This window comes from Pseudomonas sp. SG-MS2 (assembly GCF_009933855.1).
In the GTDB taxonomy this organism is placed as follows: Bacteria; Pseudomonadota; Gammaproteobacteria; order Pseudomonadales; family Pseudomonadaceae; genus Aquipseudomonas; species Aquipseudomonas putida_E.
In genome coordinates this window covers 31,152-53,320 of record NZ_MOMO01000230.1, presented here as the reverse complement: position 1 = coordinate 53,320, position 22,169 = coordinate 31,152, and the positions used below count along the sequence as shown (strand labels likewise).

The 22,169-nt window shown below is 61.5% G+C and carries 17 protein-coding genes; 10 read left to right on the top strand and 7 right to left on the bottom strand.

The genetic code is table 11. The features are described 5' to 3' along the window. Positions 1-4: 4 nt before the first annotated feature. The 9 genes from BLX42_RS20210 to BLX42_RS20170 all read left to right on the top strand — a co-directional run bounded on the left by BLX42_RS20210 (position 5) and on the right by BLX42_RS20170 (position 13,816). Entirely contained in the window at positions 5-1,444 is a 1,440-nt protein-coding gene (locus BLX42_RS20210; protein ID WP_046788166.1) for a sigma-54 dependent transcriptional regulator, read from the top strand. A 777-nt stretch (positions 1,445-2,221) separates the two neighbouring features. Continuing rightward, on the top strand, positions 2,222-3,610 hold the full coding sequence (locus BLX42_RS20205) for a polynucleotide adenylyltransferase PcnB (RefSeq protein WP_046788165.1): 1,389 nt from the start codon (positions 2,222-2,224) through the stop codon (positions 3,608-3,610). Further along, on the top strand, positions 3,607-4,086 hold the full coding sequence (gene folK, locus BLX42_RS20200; RefSeq protein WP_012312667.1) for a 2-amino-4-hydroxy-6-hydroxymethyldihydropteridine diphosphokinase: 480 nt from the start codon (positions 3,607-3,609) through the stop codon (positions 4,084-4,086). Before BLX42_RS20205 ends, folK begins: the two co-directional genes overlap by 4 nt. Before the next feature lie 263 nt (positions 4,087-4,349). Further along, positions 4,350-5,150: a 3-methyl-2-oxobutanoate hydroxymethyltransferase gene (gene panB, locus BLX42_RS20195; RefSeq protein WP_046788164.1), complete on the top strand. Its 801-nt coding sequence runs from the start codon at positions 4,350-4,352 to the stop codon at positions 5,148-5,150. After that, on the top strand, positions 5,147-6,010 hold the full coding sequence (gene panC / locus BLX42_RS20190) for a pantoate--beta-alanine ligase (RefSeq protein ID WP_161872473.1): 864 nt from the start codon (positions 5,147-5,149) through the stop codon (positions 6,008-6,010). The genes panB and panC overlap by 4 nt, the downstream gene beginning before the upstream one ends. Positions 6,011-6,152: 142 nt before the next feature. Next, on the top strand, positions 6,153-7,817 hold the full coding sequence (pgi, locus tag BLX42_RS20185) for a glucose-6-phosphate isomerase (RefSeq protein ID WP_125923576.1): 1,665 nt from the start codon (positions 6,153-6,155) through the stop codon (positions 7,815-7,817). Between the two features lie 135 nt (positions 7,818-7,952). Then, the gene (acs, locus tag BLX42_RS20180) at positions 7,953-9,887 is read left to right on the top strand and encodes an acetate--CoA ligase (protein ID WP_161872472.1); all 1,935 of its coding nucleotides are present in this window, start codon (positions 7,953-7,955) and stop codon (positions 9,885-9,887) included. A 42-nt stretch (positions 9,888-9,929) separates the two neighbouring features. Further along, entirely contained in the window at positions 9,930-10,799 is an 870-nt protein-coding gene (locus BLX42_RS20175) for an oxygenase MpaB family protein (RefSeq protein ID WP_046788161.1), read from the top strand. An 80-nt stretch (positions 10,800-10,879) separates the two neighbouring features. Further along, entirely contained in the window at positions 10,880-13,816 is a 2,937-nt protein-coding gene (locus tag BLX42_RS20170; protein WP_161872471.1) for a DUF748 domain-containing protein, read from the top strand. 134 nt (positions 13,817-13,950) lie between these two features. Here BLX42_RS20170 and BLX42_RS20165 read toward each other — a convergent pair whose 3' ends face one another. Further along, positions 13,951-14,364, bottom strand: a complete 414-nt coding sequence (locus BLX42_RS20165) for a VOC family protein (protein WP_046788159.1) — start codon at positions 14,362-14,364, stop codon at positions 13,951-13,953. A gap of 60 nt (positions 14,365-14,424) precedes the next feature. Between BLX42_RS20165 and BLX42_RS20160 the strand changes: the two genes are divergently transcribed. Continuing rightward, positions 14,425-14,727, top strand: coding sequence for a putative quinol monooxygenase (locus tag BLX42_RS20160; protein ID WP_161872470.1), 303 nt, complete (start codon positions 14,425-14,427; stop codon positions 14,725-14,727). 76 nt (positions 14,728-14,803) lie between these two features. Here the strand turns inward: BLX42_RS20160 and BLX42_RS20155 are convergent, their stop codons facing one another. From BLX42_RS20155 to infB, 6 genes are all read right to left on the bottom strand, one after another. Beyond that, positions 14,804-15,157, bottom strand: a complete 354-nt coding sequence (locus BLX42_RS20155) for a BON domain-containing protein (protein ID WP_039603841.1) — start codon at positions 15,155-15,157, stop codon at positions 14,804-14,806. A gap of 264 nt (positions 15,158-15,421) precedes the next feature. Then, a complete protein-coding gene (gene pnp, locus BLX42_RS20150; protein ID WP_046788156.1) occupies positions 15,422-17,527 on the bottom strand; it encodes a polyribonucleotide nucleotidyltransferase in 2,106 nt (701 codons plus the stop codon). A gap of 251 nt (positions 17,528-17,778) precedes the next feature. Next, positions 17,779-18,048 (bottom strand): 30S ribosomal protein S15, encoded by a 270-nt coding sequence (gene rpsO, locus BLX42_RS20145; protein WP_012274241.1) that lies wholly within the window; start codon positions 18,046-18,048, stop codon positions 17,779-17,781. Between the two features lie 146 nt (positions 18,049-18,194). After that, complete coding sequence (truB, locus tag BLX42_RS20140) at positions 18,195-19,112, bottom strand: tRNA pseudouridine(55) synthase TruB (protein ID WP_046788155.1); 918 nt, start codon at positions 19,110-19,112, stop codon at positions 18,195-18,197. 3 nt (positions 19,113-19,115) lie between these two features. Further along, the gene (gene rbfA, locus BLX42_RS20135; protein WP_012312655.1) at positions 19,116-19,514 is read right to left on the bottom strand and encodes a 30S ribosome-binding factor RbfA; all 399 of its coding nucleotides are present in this window, start codon (positions 19,512-19,514) and stop codon (positions 19,116-19,118) included. Between the two features lie 116 nt (positions 19,515-19,630). Further along, complete coding sequence (infB, locus tag BLX42_RS20130) at positions 19,631-22,162, bottom strand: translation initiation factor IF-2 (protein WP_046788154.1); 2,532 nt, start codon at positions 22,160-22,162, stop codon at positions 19,631-19,633. Between the last annotated feature and the right edge of the window lie 7 nt (positions 22,163-22,169).

Genomic DNA, 22,169 nt, shown 5'->3' with positions numbered 1-22,169 from the left:
ATCAATGCCGCATATTCTGATCGTCGAAGACGAAACCATCATCCGCTCGGCCTTGCGTCGCCTGCTCGAGCGGAACCAGTACCAGGTCAGCGAAGCCGGCTCGGTGCAGGAAGCCCAGGAACGCTTCAGCATTGCCACCTTCGACCTGATCGTCAGCGACCTGCGCCTGCCCGGCGCGCCGGGAACCGAGTTGATCAAGCTCGGCCAAGGCACCCCGGTGCTGATCATGACCAGTTACGCCAGCCTGCGCTCGGCGGTGGACTCGATGAAGATGGGCGCGGTGGACTACATCGCCAAGCCTTTCGACCACGACGAAATGCTCCAGGCCGTGGCGCGCATCCTGCGCGACCGGCAGAGTGCGCCGGCACCCGCCCCAGCCGCCGAGCCACGCAGCAACGGCAAGGCAGCGCCTGCCGACAAAGGCGCCCCGGCATCTGCCAACGGCGAGATCGGCATCATTGGCTCCTGCCCCCCCATGCAGGATATGTACAGCAAGATCCGCAAGGTGGCGCCCACCGATTCCAATGTGCTCATCCAGGGTGAGTCCGGTACCGGCAAGGAACTGGTAGCCCGTGCCCTGCACAACCTGTCACGGCGCGCCAAAGCGCCGATGATCTCGGTGAACTGCGCGGCCATTCCCGAAACCTTGATCGAGTCGGAACTGTTCGGCCACGAAAAAGGTGCGTTCACCGGTGCCAGCGCCGGGCGTGCCGGCCTGGTGGAAGCGGCAGACGGCGGCACCCTGTTCCTCGATGAGATCGGTGAACTGCCACTGGAAGCCCAGGCCCGTCTGCTGCGCGTACTGCAGGAGGGCGAAATCCGCCGGGTGGGTTCGGTACAGTCGCAAAAAGTCGATGTGCGCCTGATTGCCGCGACCCACCGCGACCTGAAAAACCTGGCCAAGGCTGGGCAATTCCGTGAAGACCTTTACTATCGCCTGCATGTGATCGCCCTGAAATTGCCAGCCCTGCGCGAGCGCGGCAGTGACGTCAACGAGATCGCCAGCGCCTTCCTCGCCAGGCAGAGCGCGCGCATCGGTCGTGACGACCTGCACTTCTCGCCTGAAGCCGAGCAAGCCATTCGTCATTACAGCTGGCCGGGCAACGTGCGCGAACTGGAGAACGCCGTAGAGCGTGCGGTGATTCTGAGCGAGAGCGCGGAAATATCGGCAGAACTGCTGGGTATCGATATCGAGCTGAGCGATATGGACGATGACGACCTTCTCGACAAGGCGATGGCCGCTGGCGCTGCCAGCAACGCCAGCCATGAGCCGACCGAGGATCTGTCGCTGGAAGACTACTTCCAGCATTTCGTGCTTGAGCACCAGGACCACATGACCGAAACCGAGCTTGCCCGCAAGCTCGGGGTCAGCCGCAAGTGCCTGTGGGAGCGCCGTCAGCGCCTGGGCATACCGCGCCGCAAGAGCAACGCTACCAGCGAATGATCGACTCCGATGGTGCACGCCGCAGCAAAGGTGGCGCCAGTCAGATCGAGCGCCGCCCGCGCGGCGCTCGATCGCATGGACGCTGAACAGCGTCGCGGCAACCCGTGGTAACACATCAGTACCCGCAAAAATCTGTTACCCAATCTTTGCGCCGTAACAGTTCCCGAGGCGTAAGGTAACGAAATTCCGACATTTACCACCCGCCAGCCTTCTCAAAAACCCGCCAAACCATTGATTTCATTGGGTTTGAAAAAGTTGGCACGCCACCTGCTATATGTTCAGTACAAGAACAATAACAAGCACTGCAACTCAGAATAAGAACAAGACGAAACGGCTCACGCACAATAAAAACAAGACGGCGGAGGCGCAGCTAACTGATTCTTTTGGAGAGGATGCGTGTTTGGGGCTTGCCCCACGACCAGGCAGAGAACAACAAAAACTGCACTAAAAAGCAGCGCCTGAACTGGTTGGATCGAATGATCAGCGTGACATCAGCGGCCAAAGCAATCCGTTTGCTCTTAACCCCTGGATTGGGGGTCGTCCACAAGCTTTGAGATTTGTGGGCAGGGCACTCAACAAAAACAAGAAGCCCGGCATAAAAACAATAAGAGCACGCAACGACTTCTTGGGGAGCTTAGGCTCCCCTTGTCGTTTCTCCCTTCTGGCAGTCCATCCTGCTACCGCCTACACCATTCCCCGAGTAAATGCTAGAATCCCCGCCCATCATGCGGCCATTCTCCTATTCTTGGCCGAACATTCCTTCACACAGTGCATCCCATGCTGAAGAAGCTGTTCCAGTCTTTCCGCCCTCCCGTACCGGGCCAGCACCACAAGCGCACCACGCCTGAGGTGATCAACAAGAGCCAACACTCGCTGCAGCGCCACCAGTTCAGCCGCCATGCGGTGAATATCGTCGAGCGCCTGCAAGGCGCGGGCTACCAGGCCTACCTGGTCGGTGGTTGCGTGCGCGACCTGATGCTGGGCATCACGCCCAAGGACTTCGACGTCGCCACCAGCGCAACACCTGAGCAGGTACGTGCCGAGTTCCGCAATGCGCGCATCATCGGCCGTCGCTTCAAGCTGGTTCACGTGCATTTCGGCCGTGAAATCATCGAAGTCGCGACCTTCCGTGCCCATCACTCAGAAGACGACCAAGGTGACAGTCACCGCTCGTCGCACAATGCCAGTGGTCGCATTCTGCGTGACAACGTATATGGCAGCCTGGAAGAGGACGCGCAACGCCGCGACTTCACCATCAACGCCCTGTACTACGACCCGGTCAGCGAACGCGTCCTCGATTACGCCAACGGCGTGCACGACGTACGCAACCGCCTGTTGCGCCTGATCGGTGACCCGACGCATCGCTACCAGGAAGACCCGGTACGCATGCTGCGTGCGGTGCGTTTTGCCGCCAAACTCGACTTCGGCATCGAAAAGCACACTTTCCAGCCGATCCGCGGCCTGGCACCGCTGCTGCGCGAAATCCCACCTGCGCGGCTGTTCGAGGAATGCCTCAAGCTGTTCCTGTCCGGCCAAGGCGCGATCGTCTTCGAGATGCTGGTCGACCTGGCATTGTTCGAGCCGCTGTTCCCGGCCAGTGCGCATGCACTGGAAGAGCGCCCGACCTACACCCATACCCTGATCAGCCAGGCGCTGAGCAACACTGACCTGCGTATCAAGCAAGGCAAACCGGTGACCCCGGCCTTCCTGTTCGCCGCCCTGCTCTGGCCAGCCCTGCCAAGCCGCGTACTGCACCTGCAAAACCAGGGTGTACCGCCGATCCCGGCCATGAATGGCGCAGCCCACGACCTGATTGCCGAACAGTGTGCGCGCATTGCCATTCCGAAGCGTTTCACCCTGCCTATCCGCGAGATCTGGGACATGCAGGAGCGCCTGCCACGACGCAGCGGCAAACGCGCCGACCTGCTGCTCGACAACCCACGCTTCCGTGCCGGCTACGATTTCCTCCTGCTGCGCGAGAGCGCAGGCGAAGAAACCGACGACCTTGGCCAGTGGTGGACCGATTACCAGGATGCCAACGACTCCGAGCGCCGCGAGATGATCCGCGAGCTGGGCAGCCGTGATGAAGGCACCGGGGCCGGCCCACGCAAGCGCAAGCGCAGCAACAGCAAGCGCAAACGTGGTGGCGATGAGGCGTTCGAGTGACCACTCGCGCCTACATCGGCCTTGGCAGCAACCTGGATGCGCCTGCCGAGCAACTGGGCAACGCCCTGCAGGCGCTGGACCGGGTCGCGAGCACCCGTCTGGTGGCGGCCTCTGCCCTGTACACCAGCGACTCCCTGCTGCCTGGCCAGCCGCGTTACACCAACGCCGTCGCCGCCCTGGATACCTCTCTCGCCCCCCTGGACCTGCTGGACGCCCTGCAGGCCATCGAGAATGAACAGGGCCGTGTACGCAAGGAACGCTGGGGCCCACGCACGCTCGACCTAGACATCTTGCTGTTCGGCGACCACGTCATCGATGTGCCACGCCTGCAGGTGCCGCACTACCACATGCATGCCCGCCCCTTCGTGCTGTACCCACTGGCCGAACTGGTGGCAGACGACTTTCACCTGGCCGACGGCCGCCCGCTTGCCCAGTTGCTCCAAGCCTGCCCGTTTGTCGGCCTGGAACGCCTGTAGCCCAGGCGCTTGGGGCCTTTCTCCAAGGGCGGTAACGCCAGTAACACCCTGTTCGTAACAATGCGGTAACAGGGTGATTGACTTCCCCCACCTCGCTCACGACTATAGGCGTCCCGTGTGGCACCAAAGTGCCGCATACCCGTATTTAGGCCCGGACGGACCTGTGCCCCGAACATCACACGCGATGATGTGCCGCTCCGGAAGATGACTACACGCGTTGTTGGCGGTCGTTTTTCACAGCGCCTGAACGAGGATTTTCCTACATGCCTGAAGTAACCCTGACCACCCTGCACGGCCTCAAGGCCAAGGGTGAAAAGATCACCATGCTGACCTGCTACGACGCTACCTTTGCCAAGGCTGCAAGCCAGGCCGGCGTCGAAGTGTTGCTGGTGGGCGACTCCTTGGGGATGGTCCTGCAGGGCCATGACAGCACGCTGCCCGTCACCACGGCGGAAATGGCCTACCACACCGCCTGCGTCAAACGCGGCAACGAGGGTGCGCTGATTCTTGCCGACCTGCCCTTCATGGCCCATGCCACCCCCGAGCAGGCCTTCGCCAACTGCGCCACGCTGATGCAGGCCGGCGCCCACATGATCAAGCTTGAAGGCGCTGCCTGGCTGGGCGAGACCATTCGCCTGCTGGCCGAGCGCGGTGTGCCGGTGTGCGCTCACATGGGCCTGACCCCGCAAACCGTCAACGTTCTGGGCGGTTATAAAGTGCAGGGGCGCCAGGAAGCCCAGGCACGGCAGATGCGCGCCGATGCCATCGCCCTGGAACAGGCCGGCGCCGCCATGCTGTTGCTCGAATGCGTACCTAGCGAATTGGCCGCAGAGATTACCCAGGCCGTGAGCATCCCAGTGATCGGCATCGGAGCCGGCAACGCTACCGACGGCCAGGTGCTGGTCCTGCACGACATGCTGGGCTTGTCCCTTAGCGGTCGGGTACCAAAGTTCGTGAAGAACTTCATGGTCGGCCAACCGGACATCGCGAGCGCACTTACCGCCTACGTCAAGGCTGTCAAAGACGTCAGTTTCCCAGCGAGCGAGCACGGATTCAGCGCATGAACACAGTCAAGACCGTCCGTGAACTGCGCGCTGCCATTGCACGCGCCCGTGGCGAGGGCAAGCGTATCGGCTTCGTGCCAACCATGGGCAACCTGCACAGCGGCCATGCTGCGCTGGTGACCACAGCGGCCCAACGTGCCGACTTCGTCGTTGCCAGCATCTTCGTCAACCCGCTGCAGTTCGGCGCCAACGAAGACCTCGACAAGTACCCACGCACCCTCGCCGCCGACCAAGAGCGCCTGCTCCAGGCTGGCTGCAATCTGCTGTTCGCTCCCACTGTCGAAGAGATGTACCCCGACGGTATGGCCGTGCAGACCCGCGTCAGCGTGCCGAACCTTTCCGAAGGCCTGTGTGGCGCAAGCCGCCCGGGGCATTTCGAGGGCGTAGCCACCGTGGTCAGCAAGCTGTTCAACATGGTGCAGCCCGATCTTGCAGTGTTCGGCGAAAAGGACTACCAGCAACTGGCGGTGATTCGCGCCATGGTGCGTGACCTGAACATGCCGATCCAGATCATCGGCGAGCCGACCGTGCGCGCCGAGGATGGCCTGGCGCTGTCGTCGCGTAATGGTTACCTGACGGCAGAACAGCGTGCTACCGCCCCGGTTGTGTACCGCACGCTGCAGCAGATCGGCGACGCCATCCGCCGTGGCCAGCGCGACTTTGCAGCGCTGGTTGCCGATGGGCAGGCTCAGCTGACAGCGGCCGGCCTGCGCCCGGACTATCTGCAGGTACGCCATGCGCTGACCCTTCGCCCAGCGATGGTCGATGACCGGGACCTGGTGATTCTGGTGGCGGCCTACCTGGGTAACACGCGGCTTATCGACAACCTTTACGTGCATCTGGACGAAAAGACTGCATGATGCCGGGGGCTGCCCTGCAGCCCCAAATTCCCCTCCCCGCCCCATTCCCTGCGCGCAACCAATGCCTATAATGATGGCCAGCCTGAACCTGGCCATGACGCCCCTGTCCAAGGCCACACTACGCAACAAGGAATTCTGCGCAATGGCGTATTACCGGACACCCCATGATGTTACGGCCCTGCCAGCCTGGCAGGCCCTCCAGCAGCACCGCGACGCCATGCAGGATTTCAGCATGCGCGAAGCCTTCGCCGCCGACTCCAAGCGCTTCGACGAGTTTTCCCTGAGCTGCTGCGGCCTGTTCCTCGACTACTCGAAAAACCTGATCAACGAACAAAGCCGCGACCTGCTGGTGCAGCTGGCCGAACAAGTCGGCCTGCAGGATGCGATCAAGTCGATGTTCAGCGGCGAAATCATCAACGCCTCCGAAGGCCGCCCCGTGCTGCACACCGCCCTGCGCCGCCCGGTGGGTGACAAGCTCAGCGTCAACGGCGTCAACGTGATGCCCGAGGTGCACAAGGTACTCAACCAGATCACCGAGCTGGTGGGGCGTATCCATGACGGGCTGTGGCGTGGCTACAGTGAGAAGCCGATCACCGATGTGGTCAATATCGGCATCGGCGGTTCTTTCCTGGGCCCTGAACTGGTTTCCGAGGCGCTGCTGCCCTACGCCCAGCGCGGCGTGCGCTGCCACTACCTGGCCAACATCGATGGCAGTGAGTTCCATGAGCTGTCGGCCAACCTGCGCGCCGAAACCACCTTGTTCATCGTCTCGTCCAAGTCGTTCAACACCCTCGAGACCCTGAAAAACGCCATGGCCGCGCGTACCTGGTACCTGGCCCAGGGCGGTTCGGAAGCCGAGCTGTATCGCCACTTCATCGCCGTATCCAGCAACAAGGCTGCCGCCGTAGCCTTCGGCATCCGCGAAGAGAACATCTTCCCCATGTGGGACTGGGTCGGCGGGCGCTATTCGCTGTGGTCGGCCATCGGCCTGCCGATTGCCCTGGCCATCGGTACCGCCAACTTCAAGGAACTGCTGTCGGGTGCCTACACCATGGACCAGCACTTCCAGACCGCGCCGTTCGAGAAAAACATGCCGGTGCTGCTGGCCCTGCTGGGCGTCTGGTACGGTAATTTCTGGGGTGCCCGCAGCCACGCGATCCTCCCTTACGATCATTATCTGCGCAACATCACCAAACACTTGCAGCAGCTGGACATGGAGTCCAACGGCAAGAGCGTGCTGACCGACGGTACGCCAGTGAAGACCGATACCGGCCCGGTGATCTGGGGCGGCGTCGGCTGCAACGGCCAGCACGCCTACCACCAGTTGCTGCACCAGGGCACCCAGCTGATCCCGGCCGACTTCATTGTCCCGGTGGTGAGCTTCAACCCGGTTGCCGACCACCATCAGTGGCTGTACGCCAACTGCCTGTCGCAAAGCCAGGCGCTGATGCTGGGCAAAACGCGTGAGGAGGCCGAGGCCGAATTGCGCCAAAAGGGCCTGAATGAAGCCGACATCGAACAGCTCGCTCCACACAAGGTGATCCCGGGCAACCGCCCGAGCAACACCCTTGTGGTCGAACGCATCAGCCCGCGTCGCCTTGGCGCGCTGGTGGCGATGTATGAGCACAAGGTGTTCGTACAGAGCGTGATCTGGGGCATCAACGCGTTTGACCAATGGGGCGTGGAACTGGGCAAGGAGCTGGGCAAGGGTGTCTACCAGCGTATCGTCGGCAGCCTGGAAGACAGCGCCGAAGATGGTTCCACCCAGGGCCTGATCAACTACTTCCGCGGCCGTCACCGCGGCTGACCGATGCCGATGCCGGCGTCTTCGTGGCCAGCCCGCGAAGACGCCGGCACAGGTTGAACACCTCTTCCAGCTACACTGTCCAATCGAATAGCCGTTGCAGTCCACCGCCCCGACAAGAGCAAAGGACCACCTGCCATGTTCGATATACGCGACTACCCCCAGGCCCTGGCCGTCAGCCAGTCCGCCAGCCTTTCTACCGACGACTACAGCCGCCTCTACCGCCAGTCGGTCGAAGCCCCCGACACCTTCTGGGCCGAACAGGCCAAACGCCTGGCCTGGATCAAACCGTGGTCCAGGGTACAGCAATGCGACCTCAAGACCGGCGAAGCCCGCTGGTTCGAAGGTGCCCAGCTGAACGTCAGCTACAACTGCATCGATCGCCACCTGGCCCAACGCGGCGAGCAGACCGCCCTGCTGTGGGAAGGCGACGATCCTGCGGACTCCAAGGCCATCACCTACCAAGAGTTGCACCGCCAGGTCTGTCGCCTGGCCAATGCACTCAAGGCACGTGGCGTGAAGAAAGGCGACCGGGTATGCATCTATATGCCGATGATTCCCGAAGCTGCCTACGCCATGCTTGCCTGCACGCGGATTGGCGCGATCCACTCGGTGGTGTTCGGCGGCTTCTCCCCGGATGCGTTGCGCGACCGCATTCTCGATGCTGACTGCCGCACCGTGATTACTGCCGATGAGGGCCTGCGCGGCGGCAAACGCATCCCACTCAAGCAGAATGTCGACAAGGCAATGGCCAGTTGCCCGGACGTCAGCAGCGTATTGGTGGTGCGCCGTACCGGTACCGATGTAGCCTGGAGCGAGGGCCGCGACCTCTGGTATGACCAGGCAACGGAAAACGCGGGTGACGACTGCCCACCTGAACCCATGGAGGCCGAAGACCCGCTGTTCATCCTCTACACCTCCGGCAGCACCGGCAAGCCCAAGGGCGTGCTGCACACCACCGCCGGTTACCTGCTGCAGGCCACCATGACCTTCAAGGTGGTGTTCGACTACCGTGACAGCGAGGTGTTCTGGTGCACCGCCGACGTGGGCTGGGTCACCGGCCACAGTTACATCGTCTATGGCCCGCTGGCCAACGGCGCGGTTTCACTGATGTTCGAGGGTGTTCCCAACTACCCGGACACCTCGCGGTTCTGGCAGGTGGTGGACAAGCACAAGGTCAATATCTTCTATACCGCGCCCACCGCACTGCGTGCTCTGATGCGTGAAGGCTCTGGCCCGTTACAGGGTACGTCGCGCAAGAGCCTGCGCCTGCTCGGCAGCGTCGGCGAGCCGATCAACCCAGAGGCGTGGGAATGGTACTTCGAAGAAGTCGGCCAAAAACGCTGCCCCATCGTCGACACCTGGTGGCAGACCGAAACCGGCGGCATCATGCTCACCCCGCTGCCCGGCACACAGAAGCTCAAGCCAGGTTGTGCGACACAACCCATGTTCGGCGTGCAACCGGTGCTGCTGGATGACCAAGGCAAGCCGATCGAAGGGCCCGGCGCCGGCTTGCTGGCGATAAAGGCGAGTTGGCCGGGGCAGATCCGCAGCGTCTACGGCGACCACCAACGCATGGTCGATACCTACTTCAAGCCCATGCCCGGCTATTACTTCACCGGCGACGGTGCCCGGCGCGATGCCGATGGCGACTACTGGATCACCGGCCGCATCGATGATGTGATCAACGTTTCCGGCCACCGCATCGGCACCGCTGAAGTGGAAAGCGCACTGGTATTGCATGAAAGCGTCGCCGAGGCCGCAGTGGTCGGTTACCCCCATGACCTCAAGGGCCAGGGTGTGTATGCGTTCGTGACGACCATGAACGGCGTGACAGCGGACGATGCCCTGAAAGCGGAACTGTTGGCACTGGTCAGCAAGGAAATCGGCAGCTTCGCCAAACCCGAGCTGATCCAGTGGGCGCCGGCCTTGCCCAAGACCCGCTCGGGCAAGATCATGCGGCGTATACTGCGCAAGATCGCCTGCAACGAACTCGACACCCTGGGCGACACCTCGACCCTGGCTGACCCAAGCGTGGTGCAGGGGTTGATCGACAAACGCCTCAACCAATAGCCGGCGGCACCTGTTCATGGCCGCCCTGAACGACAGGTCACCATGGAAGCCCTACGCCGCCGTATCGAAACCCAGGTCATGAGCCTCACCGGGCTGGCCCTCGGCCAGCTCGACCTGGAATCCCCCAAAGGTGACCCCGGCCTGTTCGGCCCGCACAGCATGAGCTGGCGGGTGCATGGCGATTTCCCCAGCATGCTGGTTGGCGGTATCAGCGCCCTGATGCTGCAACTGCTGCACCCGCTGGCACTGGCGGGCGTGTGGGACCACTCCAACTTTCGCCAAGACCTGCTCGGCCGCTTGCGTCGCACCAGCCAATTCATTTCGGGCACGACATTCGGCTCGACCCGTGACGCCGAGTGGCTGATCGACAAGGTGCGCACCATTCACCTGCAAGTGACCGGGACTGCGCCCGATGGCCGTCCATACGCTGCCAGCGACCCCGATCTGCTGACCTGGGTACATGTGGCCGAAGTCAGCAGCTTCCTCGCGGCCCACCTGCGCTATCGTGACCCGCAGCTGTCACGCACCGAGCAGGATGCCTATTACGACGAAATCGCCCTGATCGCCGAACGCCTCGGCGCCCGCGATGTGCCCCGTTCATGCCAGCAGGTCGACGAGTACCTGCAGCGTATGCGTCCTCAATTGCACTGCGACGCGCGCAGCCTGGAAGTGATCGAAATCCTGCTTCAGGCCCCTGCACCGAGCCGTCTTGCCCAGCCGGTTGGCAGGTTGATGCTGCAAGCGGGTATCGACCTGTTGCCGGCCTGGGCCCAGGCCATGCTCGGCCTGCATCAGGGCCCGCTGCAGCAGCGCATGATCCGTTTGGGGCTAAGCCGCACCGCCCCGGTACTGCGTTGGGCCATGCGTGACGGTTCGGCGCATCGCGCCAAAAGGCGCATGGGGATCGAGTGAGCGCAAATGCCGCGCCCCCAGCGGAACCGATTTAACCTGCCATACTCCAAGCTCTCCTGCCTGGACAGACGAAGCGACACATGTACAAAGGATTGACTCGCGCCCTCGGCGCCCTGTTGGCTCTCGTGGCCCTCTACAGCCTGCTTGGCTTCCTCATCGTTCCTGGCGTTGCCCTGCGCATCGCCAACCAGCAGCTGGCCCAATACGCCACACTGCCGGCGCACCTTCAGCGTATCGAGCTCAACCCGTTCAGCCTCGAGCTGACGCTGTGGGGCCTGCAGATCGGCGAACCGGGCAAAGAACAGGTAGGGTTTGAGCGGCTGTATGCGAACCTTGCGCTCGACAGCCTGTGGAGCGGCGCCCTGCACCTGCAGGCGATCGAACTCGACAAACCCCGCAACGAAGTGCTGTTCGCCAAGGACGGCACGCTCAACCTCACCCAGCTGTTCAAGCTGCCAGCCAGCGAACCCAAAGCTGAAGAGCCTGCATCCGATCCGTTCCCCTTGCGCATCGGCAGCATCAAGCTCAGCGCTGGCTACCTGCATTTTGCCGATGCGCGCCCAAGCGAGCCGATCGAATTCATCTACGACGACATGAACCTGGAGCTGAAAAACCTCAGCACCTTGCCGGACGACAACGCTGACATGACGTTGGTGGCATTGGGCCCTAACGGTGGGCGCATCGACTGGAACGGCACCTTGAGCCTTGCGCCTATAGCTTCAAAGGGCACTCTGAAAATCACCGACGGCAAGATGAAGCTGTTCTGGCCCTACGTTCGCGATGCCGTGCCGCTGGTGCTGGAGGACGGCGTGGTCAACCTCGACACGCACTACACGCTCAACCTGTCCAAGGAAACCGAGCTGCTGCTGGACAACACCTCGGTACGTGTCGCGCCATTCGCCATCAAGGCGCCAGATGGTCGCCCACTGGTACGCCTGGCGAGCCTCGATGTCAGCGAAACCAGCATCGACCTGGCCAAACAGCGGGTTACCGTGGGCAAGATCCGCAGTGAAAAACTGGAAACCTGGGCCGCCCTGGAGCAGGACGGCCAGCTCGACTGGCAGAAACTCTTCGCCAGCCAGCCGGCCAAGCCCACGCCAACGGAAAAGGCAGAGCCGGCCGCCGCCGAACCGGCTCCCGACGACAAGGCAGCCAAGGAACCGGGCAAGCCATGGCAAGTGCTACTCAAGGACGTTCAACTGCGCAATTATCAGGTGCACCTGGCCGACCGTAGCCAGAAAGAGCCAGTTGCGCTGGACGTTGGGCCTCTGAACGTCGACCTTCAGGGCTTCGACAGCCTCAACCAGTCGCCCTTCACCCTCAAGCTCGACACCGGCATTGGCAAGCAGGGCAAGTTGCAGGCCAGTGGCGAGGTCAACCTGGCGCCGGTCAGCGCCAGGCTCGATGTCAGCACACGCGACATCGACCTGCGTATTGCGCAGGCCTACATCAGCCCGTTCATCCGCCTGGAGCTGCGTAGCGGCATGCTTGCCAGCGACCTCAAGGTCGACCTCAAAGGCACCGAACCACTGGCCTTCACCGTGGCCGGCAAGGCGCAGGTCAACCAGCTGCACACCCTGGACACCATCAAGAACCGCGACTTCGTCAAATGGCAACAGGTGAATGTGGACGGCCTGGCCTATGTGCACGGTGATGCCCTGTCGATCGACAAGGTTACCCTGCTGCAGCCCTATGCCCGCTTCATCATCAACGAAGACCGCACCACCAATGTCGATGACCTGCTGATCCCGCAGCCTGCCAATGCCCCCGCGCCAAGCCAAGCCAAGCCGGCCAGCACCCAAAGCAGCAAGCCGCTGGGCATCCGCATCGGGCAGATCAGCATCAACGATGGTTCAGCCAACTTTGCCGACCTCACTCTGACACCTAACTTCGCCACGGCGGTGCAGCAGCTCAACGGCCAGATCGGCACCATCGACAACCGCAAGCCGGCGCCGGCCAAGGTCGACATCAAGGGCAAGGTCGACCGTTATGCACCGGTTACCATCAAAGGCGCGCTGAACCCGTTCAACCCGATGGCAAGCCTGGATATCGCCACCAGCTTCAAACGTGTCGAGCTGACCACGCTGACGCCCTACTCTGGCAAGTTCGCCGGCTTCCGTATCCGCAAGGGCCGCCTGAACCTCGACCTGCACTACCTGATCACCAATGGCCAATTGAAGGCCGAGAACAAGCTGGTGGTCGAGCAATTGCAGTTGGGTGAGAAGGTCGATAGCCCGGATGCGGTCGACCTGCCCATTCGCTTGGCGGTCGCGCTGCTCAAAGACACCGAAGGCAAGATTTCGATCGAGCTGCCGGTGACCGGCGACCTCAACAACCCGCAATTCAGCGTCATGCCTATCGTCTGGCAGACATTGCGCAACCTGGTGCTGCGTGCGGCTCAGGCGCCTTTCAAATTCATCGGCGGGCTGATTGCTGGCGGCGGCTCGCAAGACCTCGGCAATGTATCGTTCGCCCCAGGTTCCAGCGAGCTCAGTGGCGATGCGCAATCCGCCCTGGACAAACTCGCCTCGGCCCTCAAGGAGCGCCCCGAACTGCGCCTGGAAATCGAAGGCACCAGTGCCCAGAGCAGTGATGGCCCACTGCTCGCTCAGCAGCGCCTGGAGCGGGAGTATCAGGCCACCTGGTACAAGATCCTGCAACGCCGTGGCGACAAGGTGCCGGCCAACGCCTCCATGCTGGTGGTCGACGACAGCGACAAACCGGCCATGCTCGAAGGCATCTACCGTACCCGTCTGAAACAGCAACCGCCGGCCGACTGGGAACAGCTGAGCCGCGAGGAGCGCACCGCCAGGCTGCGCGAGGCGGTGATCAAGTCATGGGCCGAAAGCGCCGCATTGCTGCGCACCCTGGGCCAGGAGCGGGCCAGCAGTATCAAGGACTACCTGGTCGACAAGGGCAAGCTTGAGGATGACCGGGTGTATTTCATTGATACAAGCCTTGGACAGGCTGAAAAAGATGGCCGGGTGATTACACCGATGCATCTGGATGCCGAGTAAACAATGTCTGCCCTGACGCGCCCTGTAAGAGCGGCCTTGCGTCGCGAAAGGGCCGCAAAGCGGCCCCAGGATATCAGCGGCGCCACAGCTATCCTGGGACTGCTGCGCAGCCCTTTCGCGACACAAGGCCGCTCCTACGAAAGCCGCTGCCCGGATACCGCCGGGTGGTACAGCGGCTGCACCTTGTTGCCTGCCGGGTCCAGCAAGTGGAAGCTGCGCGCGCCATCCCCATGATTGAAAGGCCGGTCCAGCAAGGTCACCCCACGAGCCTTGAAGTACTGATACCAGGCCTCCAATTCCTCCACGCTGTCGACGATGAAGCCGTAGTGATCCAGCGTCTGCAGGCCATTGGCAGCCCCTGCCCCCCGCCCCAGCGAGAGGTTGTCGTTACCACACGTCAAGTAGACCAGATCCTCGTTGGCTCGATTCAACACCTCCATGCCCAGCACATCGACATAGAAACGCTCGCACTCTTCAAGGTTGGGCACCAGCAGGGCGATATGGCGCAGGCCATTGAGACGACCGGGGCGGGCAGGTAATTCAGACATTAGCGCGACTCCATTTTTGTATACAATTCATAATAGAATTTAAAACAAAAGGAGCCTCATGTGTATAGCTTGTTCATCAAGACGCGCGTCAAGCCCGGTTGCGCCGAACGCTTTCTCACGGCCATCAAGGTAAACGCTGCCGCCTCCGTGGCCACGGAACCCGGGTGCCTGGTGTTCGATGTGTCACAGGACCGGGTCGATCCGGAGGTGATCTACCTGTACGAAATCTACCGCGACGACGAGGCATATGAAGCGCATACCCGCACTGCGCACTTTCGTGACAGCCGCCCCCTTGTAGAGCCTCTGATCGCCGAGCAGGAGTATTTCGAAAGCGACGTTATCGCGCGTAACCCAGTGAATTGAGCGGTAACGAAAAGCCCCGGCCAAGGCCGGGGCTGTTTTGAAAGGTGGCCAGATCCTTTGGCCGACGGGACATTCCTTATTCGGACTTCAGACCATCAGACATGACGCTCTTGACGCCCTTGATGTTCTTGGCAATGCGGACCGCTTCTTCTTTCTGAGAATCGGTGACCTTCACGTCAGAAGACAGCGACACGACGCCTTGGCTGGTTTCGACTTTGATGTCACTGCCTGGAACGCCTTTTTCAGTCATCAGGTCAGCTTTGACTTTGGTGGTGATCCAAGTGTCGGAGCCTTCCTGTTGCATGTTGTCCACAGTGTCGTTGGCAGCCAGCATGACTGGAGCCTGGACAGGCTCGGCGGCAAACGCACCATTAGCCATGGTCAGGGTCAGGGCGGTAGCAGTAGCGGCAGCAATGGCGAACTTCTTCATGTGAGTCACTCCTGTTTTTCGAAAGGTCTGCGCCGTATGTCCTGGCGGCAGGTATGAAGGTAGTTGCACGGGCTGTGCCAGGTTTTAATATTTAAATTTTTCCTTTCATATCAATAACTTAACAAAATCAGAACAAGTCGCCAATCGTGCAAATTGCAACCTGCGAGGTAAATCTGCGTGCAAGATGCAAGTGTGCAAAAGGTTCCGTGCAGACAATAAAAAAGGGCCCGCTAAGGGCCCTTTTTGTACAACGTTGCAGGTCGCTTAGACGCCCGAGGCCTTGGCCGCGGCAACGTCTTTGATCGACAGCTTGATACGGCCGCGGTTGTCCACGTCCAGTACCAGCACTTCGACTTCCTGACCTTCTTTCAGAATATCGGTCACTTTCTCTACGCGTGCATCGCTGAGCATGGAGATGTGTACCAGGCCGTCCTTGCCAGGCAGGATGTTGACGAAGGCGCCGAAGTCGACGATACGCTCGACCTTGCCCACGTAGATCTTGCCGATCTCGGCTTCAGCGGTGATGCCCAGAACGCGCTGACGCGCGGCTTCTGCAGCTTCTTTGGTTTCGCCGAAGATCTTGATCGAGCCATCGTCTTCGATATCGATCGAAGCTTTGGTCTCTTCGCAGATGGCACGGATGGTGGCGCCGCCTTTACCGATGACGTCACGGATCTTGTCGGTGTCGATCTTCATCGCGATCATGGTCGGGGCGTTGGCCGACAGCTCGGTACGCGACTGGCCAATGATCTGGTTCATCTGGCCGAGGATGTTCAGGCGCGCTTCCAGGGCCTGGCCCAGGGCGATTTCCATGATCTCTTCGGTGATGCCGTTGATCTTGATGTCCATCTGCAGTGCGGTAACGCCTTTGGCAGTACCGGCAACCTTGAAGTCCATGTCGCCCAGGTGGTCTTCGTCACCCAGGATGTCGGTCAGGACTGCGAACTTCTCGCCTTCCTTGACCAGGCCCATGGCGATACCTGCCACCGGTGCCTTCATCGGTACACCGGCATCCATCAGTGCCAGGGAAGCACCGCAGACCGACGCCATGGAGCTGGAACCGTTGGACTCGGTGATTTCCGACACAACACGGATGGTGTACGGGAACACGTCAGCGGCAGGCAGCATGGCCTGTACCGAACGGCGGGCCAGGCGGCCGTGACCGATTTCACGACGGCCAGCACCGCCCATGCGACCACACTCGCCCACCGAGAACGGCGGGAAGTTGTAGTGCAGCATGAAGGGGTCTTTCTTCTCGCCTTCGAGGGTGTCCAGCAGCTGGGCGTCACGGGCAGTACCCAGGGTCGCGACGACCAGGGCCTGGGTTTCACCACGGGTGAACAGTGCCGAACCGTGCGTCTTCGGCAGAACGCCGACTTCGATGTTCAGCGGGCGAACGGTCTTGGTGTCACGACCATCGATACGCGGCTTGCCGTTGACGATGTTTTCGCGAACGGTGCGGTATTCGATCTCACCGAAGATTTCTTTTACTTCGCTGGCCGATGGCTGGCCTTCTTCACCGGAGAACTTGGCGATCGCCTGGTCGCGCAGCTCGCCCAGGCGCGCGTAGCGGTCGGCCTTGACGGTGATGGTGTAGCCCTGCGAAACGGCTTCGCCGAATTCAGCGCGAATGGCGTTGAACAGCTCGGTGTTGGCAACGGCAGGTTTCCAGTCCCAGGTCGGCTTGGCAGCTTCGGCAGCCAGCTCTTTGACAGCCTGGATAACGGCCTGGAATTCGTCGTGAGCGAACAGTACAGCGCCCAGCATCTGGTCTTCGGTCAGCTCTTGGGCTTCCGACTCAACCATCAGCACGGCGTCGGAAGTACCGGCAACGACCATGTCCAGGCTCGAGGCAGCCAGTTGCTCGTAAGTCGGGTTCAGCAGGTAGCCGGTGCTTTCGTGGAAGGCAACACGGGCAGCGCCGATCGGGCCTTCGAACGGGATGCCGGAGATGGCCAGCGCAGCCGAGGTACCGATCATCGCAGCGATGTCCGGATCGGTCTTCTTGCTGGTCGATACCACGGTGCAGACGACCTGGACTTCGTTCATGAAGCCTTCAGGGAACAGCGGGCGGATCGGACGGTCGATCAGGCGCGAGGTCAGCGTCTCTTTCTCGGAAGGACGGCCTTCGCGCTTGAAGAAGCCACCCGGGATCTTGCCGGCGGCGTAGGTCTTTTCCTGGTAGTGGACCGACAGAGGGAAGAAGCCCTTGCCTGGATCGGCCTGCTTGGCACCGACCACGGTCACCAGCACGGTGACATCGTTGTCGACGGTAACCAGCACGGCGCCGGTTGCCTGACGGGCAATGCGGCCCGTTTCGAGAGTAACGGTCGATTGACCGAACTGGAATTTCTTGATTACCGGGTTCACGGTTTCCTACCTTTTTTCAGTGGCTCTGGGGGAACTGGTTTCTTGCGAATTCTTGGGCAGAACGGGGAATCGGCCCCATTGACCGTCCAGATACAACACGAGGCTGGGAGCCTGGCGCCGAGCGGAAAAAACCGCTCGGCGTTGCCAGGCTGCCAACCTCGAAGATACGCGTGGCGTGTCCGACGCAAACGCTGCCAAGCAGCGCTGGCGAAGCATGCGACACGCCATGCACACCACTGACCAGGCCGCTATTAGCGACGCAGGCCCAGGCGACCGATCAGGGCGCTGTAACGAGTGGTGTCTTTGCCCTTCAGGTAGTCCAGCAGCTTACGACGCTGGTTAACCATGCGGATCAGGCCACGACGCGAGTGGTGGTCTTTACCGTTGGCCTTGAAGTGGCCTTGCAGCTTGTTGATGTTCGCGGTCAGCAGAGCGACCTGAACTTCAGGGCTACCAGTGTCACCAGCAGCTTGCTGGAAGTCGGTAACGATTTGAGCTTTTTCTTCAACGCTGAGGGCCATGTGGCTTCTCCTGATAACGGAACCCGCAAGCGGGTCCAATAGGCCAGGGACAAATCCCTGTATTAATAAAAAAGGTGTGACCGTGCCTACTGACAGCCACCCTTGTATCCGCAGGCCACAGCATGAGCCGAAGCCTGCGGTTTCGATCATTCCGACCGAATCAGTCGACGCGGCGCAATACGCCCGTCTTCGCTCACTTCACCGATACCGATGAAACGACCATTGTGATCCTGTACCCGGACCATGCCAAATTGCGGCGCGTCCGGAGCACGTACCGCCTGGCCATGCAGCCAGTAGAACGCGCTGTGTTCGGACAAGCCGATCAGCGGCCAGTCCTGCAGGCCACTGTCCGAAGGCATGAGGAAGCGATCGAGCGCTTCGTTGCCGCCTTCGGCGTGGGCCTGTTCGAGTTCCTCGAGGGTCACGGTCTGGGCCAGCTCGAAGGGCCCGGCGTGGGTCCTGCGCAGCTCGGCAACATAGGCGCCACAGCCGAGGGCCTCGCCGATATCCTCCACCAGGGTGCGGATATAGGTGCCTTTGCTGCATCCTACGCTCAGCCGTGCACGGGTGCCTTCGCACTCGAGCAACTCCAAGCGGTTAATAGTAACAGAACGCGCCTCGCGCTCCACTACCTCTCCTGCACGTGCCAGCTTGTAAAGCGGCTGACCGTCACGCTTGAGCGCCGAGTACATCGGCGGTATCTGGCTGATCGGGCCGCGAAAACGTGGCAGTAGCGCCTCGATGTCGGCACGACCAACGGTCACTTCACGGGTTTGCAGGACCTCGCCTTCAGCATCGGCAGTATTGGTAGTCTGCCCCAGCTGCATGACGGTTTCGTAGCCCTTGTCGGAATCGAGCAGGTACTGCGAAAACTTGGTCGCTTCGCCGAAGCACAGCGGCAGCACGCCGGTGGCCAACGGGTCGAGGCTGCCGGTGTGGCCGGCCTTTTCCGCGTTGAGCAACCAGCGCACTTTCTGCAGTGCGGCGTTGGAGGTGAACCCCAGTGGCTTGTCGAGCAGGATGATGCCGCTGACGTTGCGGCGGATACGTTTGACCTGGGCCACCGGTTACTCCTTGGTGTCCTGCTCGTCGGTATCCTTGTGCAGGCGGTCTTCGGCCACTGCACGCTCGATCAGCGCCGACAGGTGGACACCACGGCTGACGCTCTCATCGAAATGGAAGTGCAACTGCGGCACGCTGCGCAGCTGCATCGAGCGGCCCAGGTGCAGGCGCAGGAAGCTGGCAGCGCTGTTCAGCGCCTTGAGCGATTGCTGCACTGCGTCCGGCGTTTCTTCACCCATGACGGTGATGAAGACCTTGGCATGGCCCAGGTCACGACTGACGTCGACGGCGGTGATGGTCACCAGGCCGACGCGTGGGTCCTTGACTTCACGGCGGATCAGTTCTGCCAGCTCGCGCTGCATCTGATCACCGATACGTTGGGTACGGCTGTATTCTTTGGCCATTCTTGCTACCTGTAACTTAAAGCGGCAAACGCCCGGTCAGGCTGAAGCCTGACCGGGCGCTACCTACTGAGGGGCTGCCCACCGCCCTGGGGCGGGGGCCGACACCCTGCTCGCCCTTAAAGGGTACGAGCAACCTGGACTTTCTCGAAGACTTCGATCTTGTCGCCGACCTTGACGTCGTTGTAGCTCTTGACGCCAATACCGCACTCCATGCCCGAACGCACTTCTGCAGCGTCGTCCTTGAAACGACGCAGCGATTCCAGCTCGCCTTCGAAGATGACCACGTCGTCGCGCAGTACGCGGATCGGACGGTTGCGGTACACGGTACCCTCGATGACCATACAGCCAGCGATGGCGCCGAACTTCGGCGAACGGAACACGTCACGCACTTCGGCCACACCCAGGATGTTCTCGCGAACATCGCTGCCGAGCATGCCGGTCAGGGCCTTCTTGACGTCTTCGATGATGTCGTAGATCACGTTGTAGTAACGCATATCCAGACCTTCCTGCTCGACGATCTTGCGCGCACCGGCATCGGCACGCACGTTGAAGCCGAACAGCACCGCATTGGACGCCAGCGCCAGGTTGGCATCGCTCTCGGTGATACCACCGACGCCGCCACCGATCACGCGAACCTGAACTTCGTCGTTGCCCAGGCCGCCGAGCGAACCCTGAAGTGCTTCCAGGGAACCGCGCACGTCGGTCTTGAGGACGATGTTGAGGGTCTTCTTCTCTTCCTGACCCATGGTCTCGAAGATGTTTTCCAGCTTGCCGGCGTGAGCACGGGCCAGCTTGACCTCGCGGTATTTGCCCTGACGGAACAGTGCAACCTCGCGGGCCTTCTTCTCGTCGGCAACCACGGACAGCTCGTCACCGGCTTCCGGAGTGCCATCCAGGCCGAGGATTTCGACCGGGATCGACGGGCCGGCTTCCTTAACAGGCTTGCCGTTCTCGTCCAGCATGGCACGCACGCGGCCATAGTTGGAGCCGCACAGGACCATGTCGCCCTGACGCAGGGTACCGTCCTGAACCAGGATGGTCGCCACCGGGCCGCGGCCCTTGTCCAGGCGCGATTCGACAACCACACCACGACCAGGCGCGGTCGGAGTGGCCGTCAACTCGAGGACTTCGGCCTGCAGCAATACGGCTTCAAGCAGTTCGTCGACGCCCGTACCCATCTTCGCCGAAACCTTGACGAACGGCGTGTCACCACCCCATTCCTCGGAGGTCACGCCTTCGACGGACAGCTCGTTACGGATGCGATCGAGGTCAGCACCAGGCTTGTCGATCTTGTTCACCGCAACCACCAGAGGGACGCCAGCTGCCTTGGCATGCTGAACGGCTTCACGGGTCTGTGGCATCACGCCATCGTCCGCCGCCACCACCAGGATGACGATGTCGGTCGCCTTGGCACCACGGGCACGCATCTGAGTGAACGCAGCGTGGCCTGGGGTATCGAGGAAGGTGACCATGCCGCGGTCGGTTTCCACGTGGTAGGCACCGATGTGCTGGGTGATACCACCGGCTTCGCCAGCGGCAACCTTGGCACGACGGATATAGTCGAGCAGCGAGGTCTTGCCATGGTCAACGTGACCCATGACGGTAACGACCGGTGCACGCGACTCGGCCTGGCCTTCGAACTTCAGCGATTCGGCCAGGGAATCTTCCAGGGCGGTATCGCTGACCAGGGTGACCTTGTGGCCCAGCTCTTCTGCGATCAGCTGAGCGGTTTCCTGGTCGAGCACCTGGTTGATGGTGACCGGAGTGCCCATCTTGAACATGAACTTGACGACTTCAGCGGCCTTGACCGACATCTGCTGCGCAAGTTCCGAGACGGTGATGGTCTCGCCGATGGTCACGTCACGGATGACCGGACCGGTCGGGTTCTGGAAGCCATGCTGGTTACGCTTCTTCAGCTTGCCCTTGCCACCACGACCACGGCGAGCGCCATCGCTCTCTTCGTCGGTGGTGCGCGGAGCGGCACGAGGGGTCGGAGCCTTTTCTTTCTCCTTCACCTTGACCTTGATCGACACACGTGGCGCCTCGCCACGGCGACGGTCGTCATCGCGAGTACGGCTTTCGTTGCGACGGGTCTCGTCCTTCTTGCGCTCGGCAGCACGGGCTGCAGCGTCTTCGGAAGCCGGGGCGTTAGCGACCGCCGGTGCTGGTGCCGGAGCAGCAGCAGCCGGTGCCGGCTCGGCCTTGGCAGCCGGCGCAGCGGCAGCAGTAGCGGTCGCGTGGCGACGAGCCTGCTCTTCGTTACGCTGGCGAACGTCGGCGTCGACCTTGTCACGCGCGGCATTTTCAGCCGCACGGCGCTCGTCCTGCTCACGTTTCTGCTCAGCCTGAATCTCTTCAGGGCTGCGCTGAACGAATACTTTCTTCTTGCGTACTTCTACGCTGATGCTTTTGCTACCGGCGACACGCAGGGTGCTGGTGGTCTTGCGCTGCAAGGTAATCTTGCGCGGCTCTTCCGCCTTGCTCTTGTGGCTGCTCTTCAAATGGGTCAGCAGAGTCTGCTTCTCATTGTCGGTCACTACCTGACCGGCGTCGGTGTGCGGCAGACCTGCCTCACGCATCTGCTGCAGCAGGCGCTCTACCGGTGCCTCGACCTCTTGGGCCAGTTCTTTCACCGTGACTTGCGTCATGCACTTC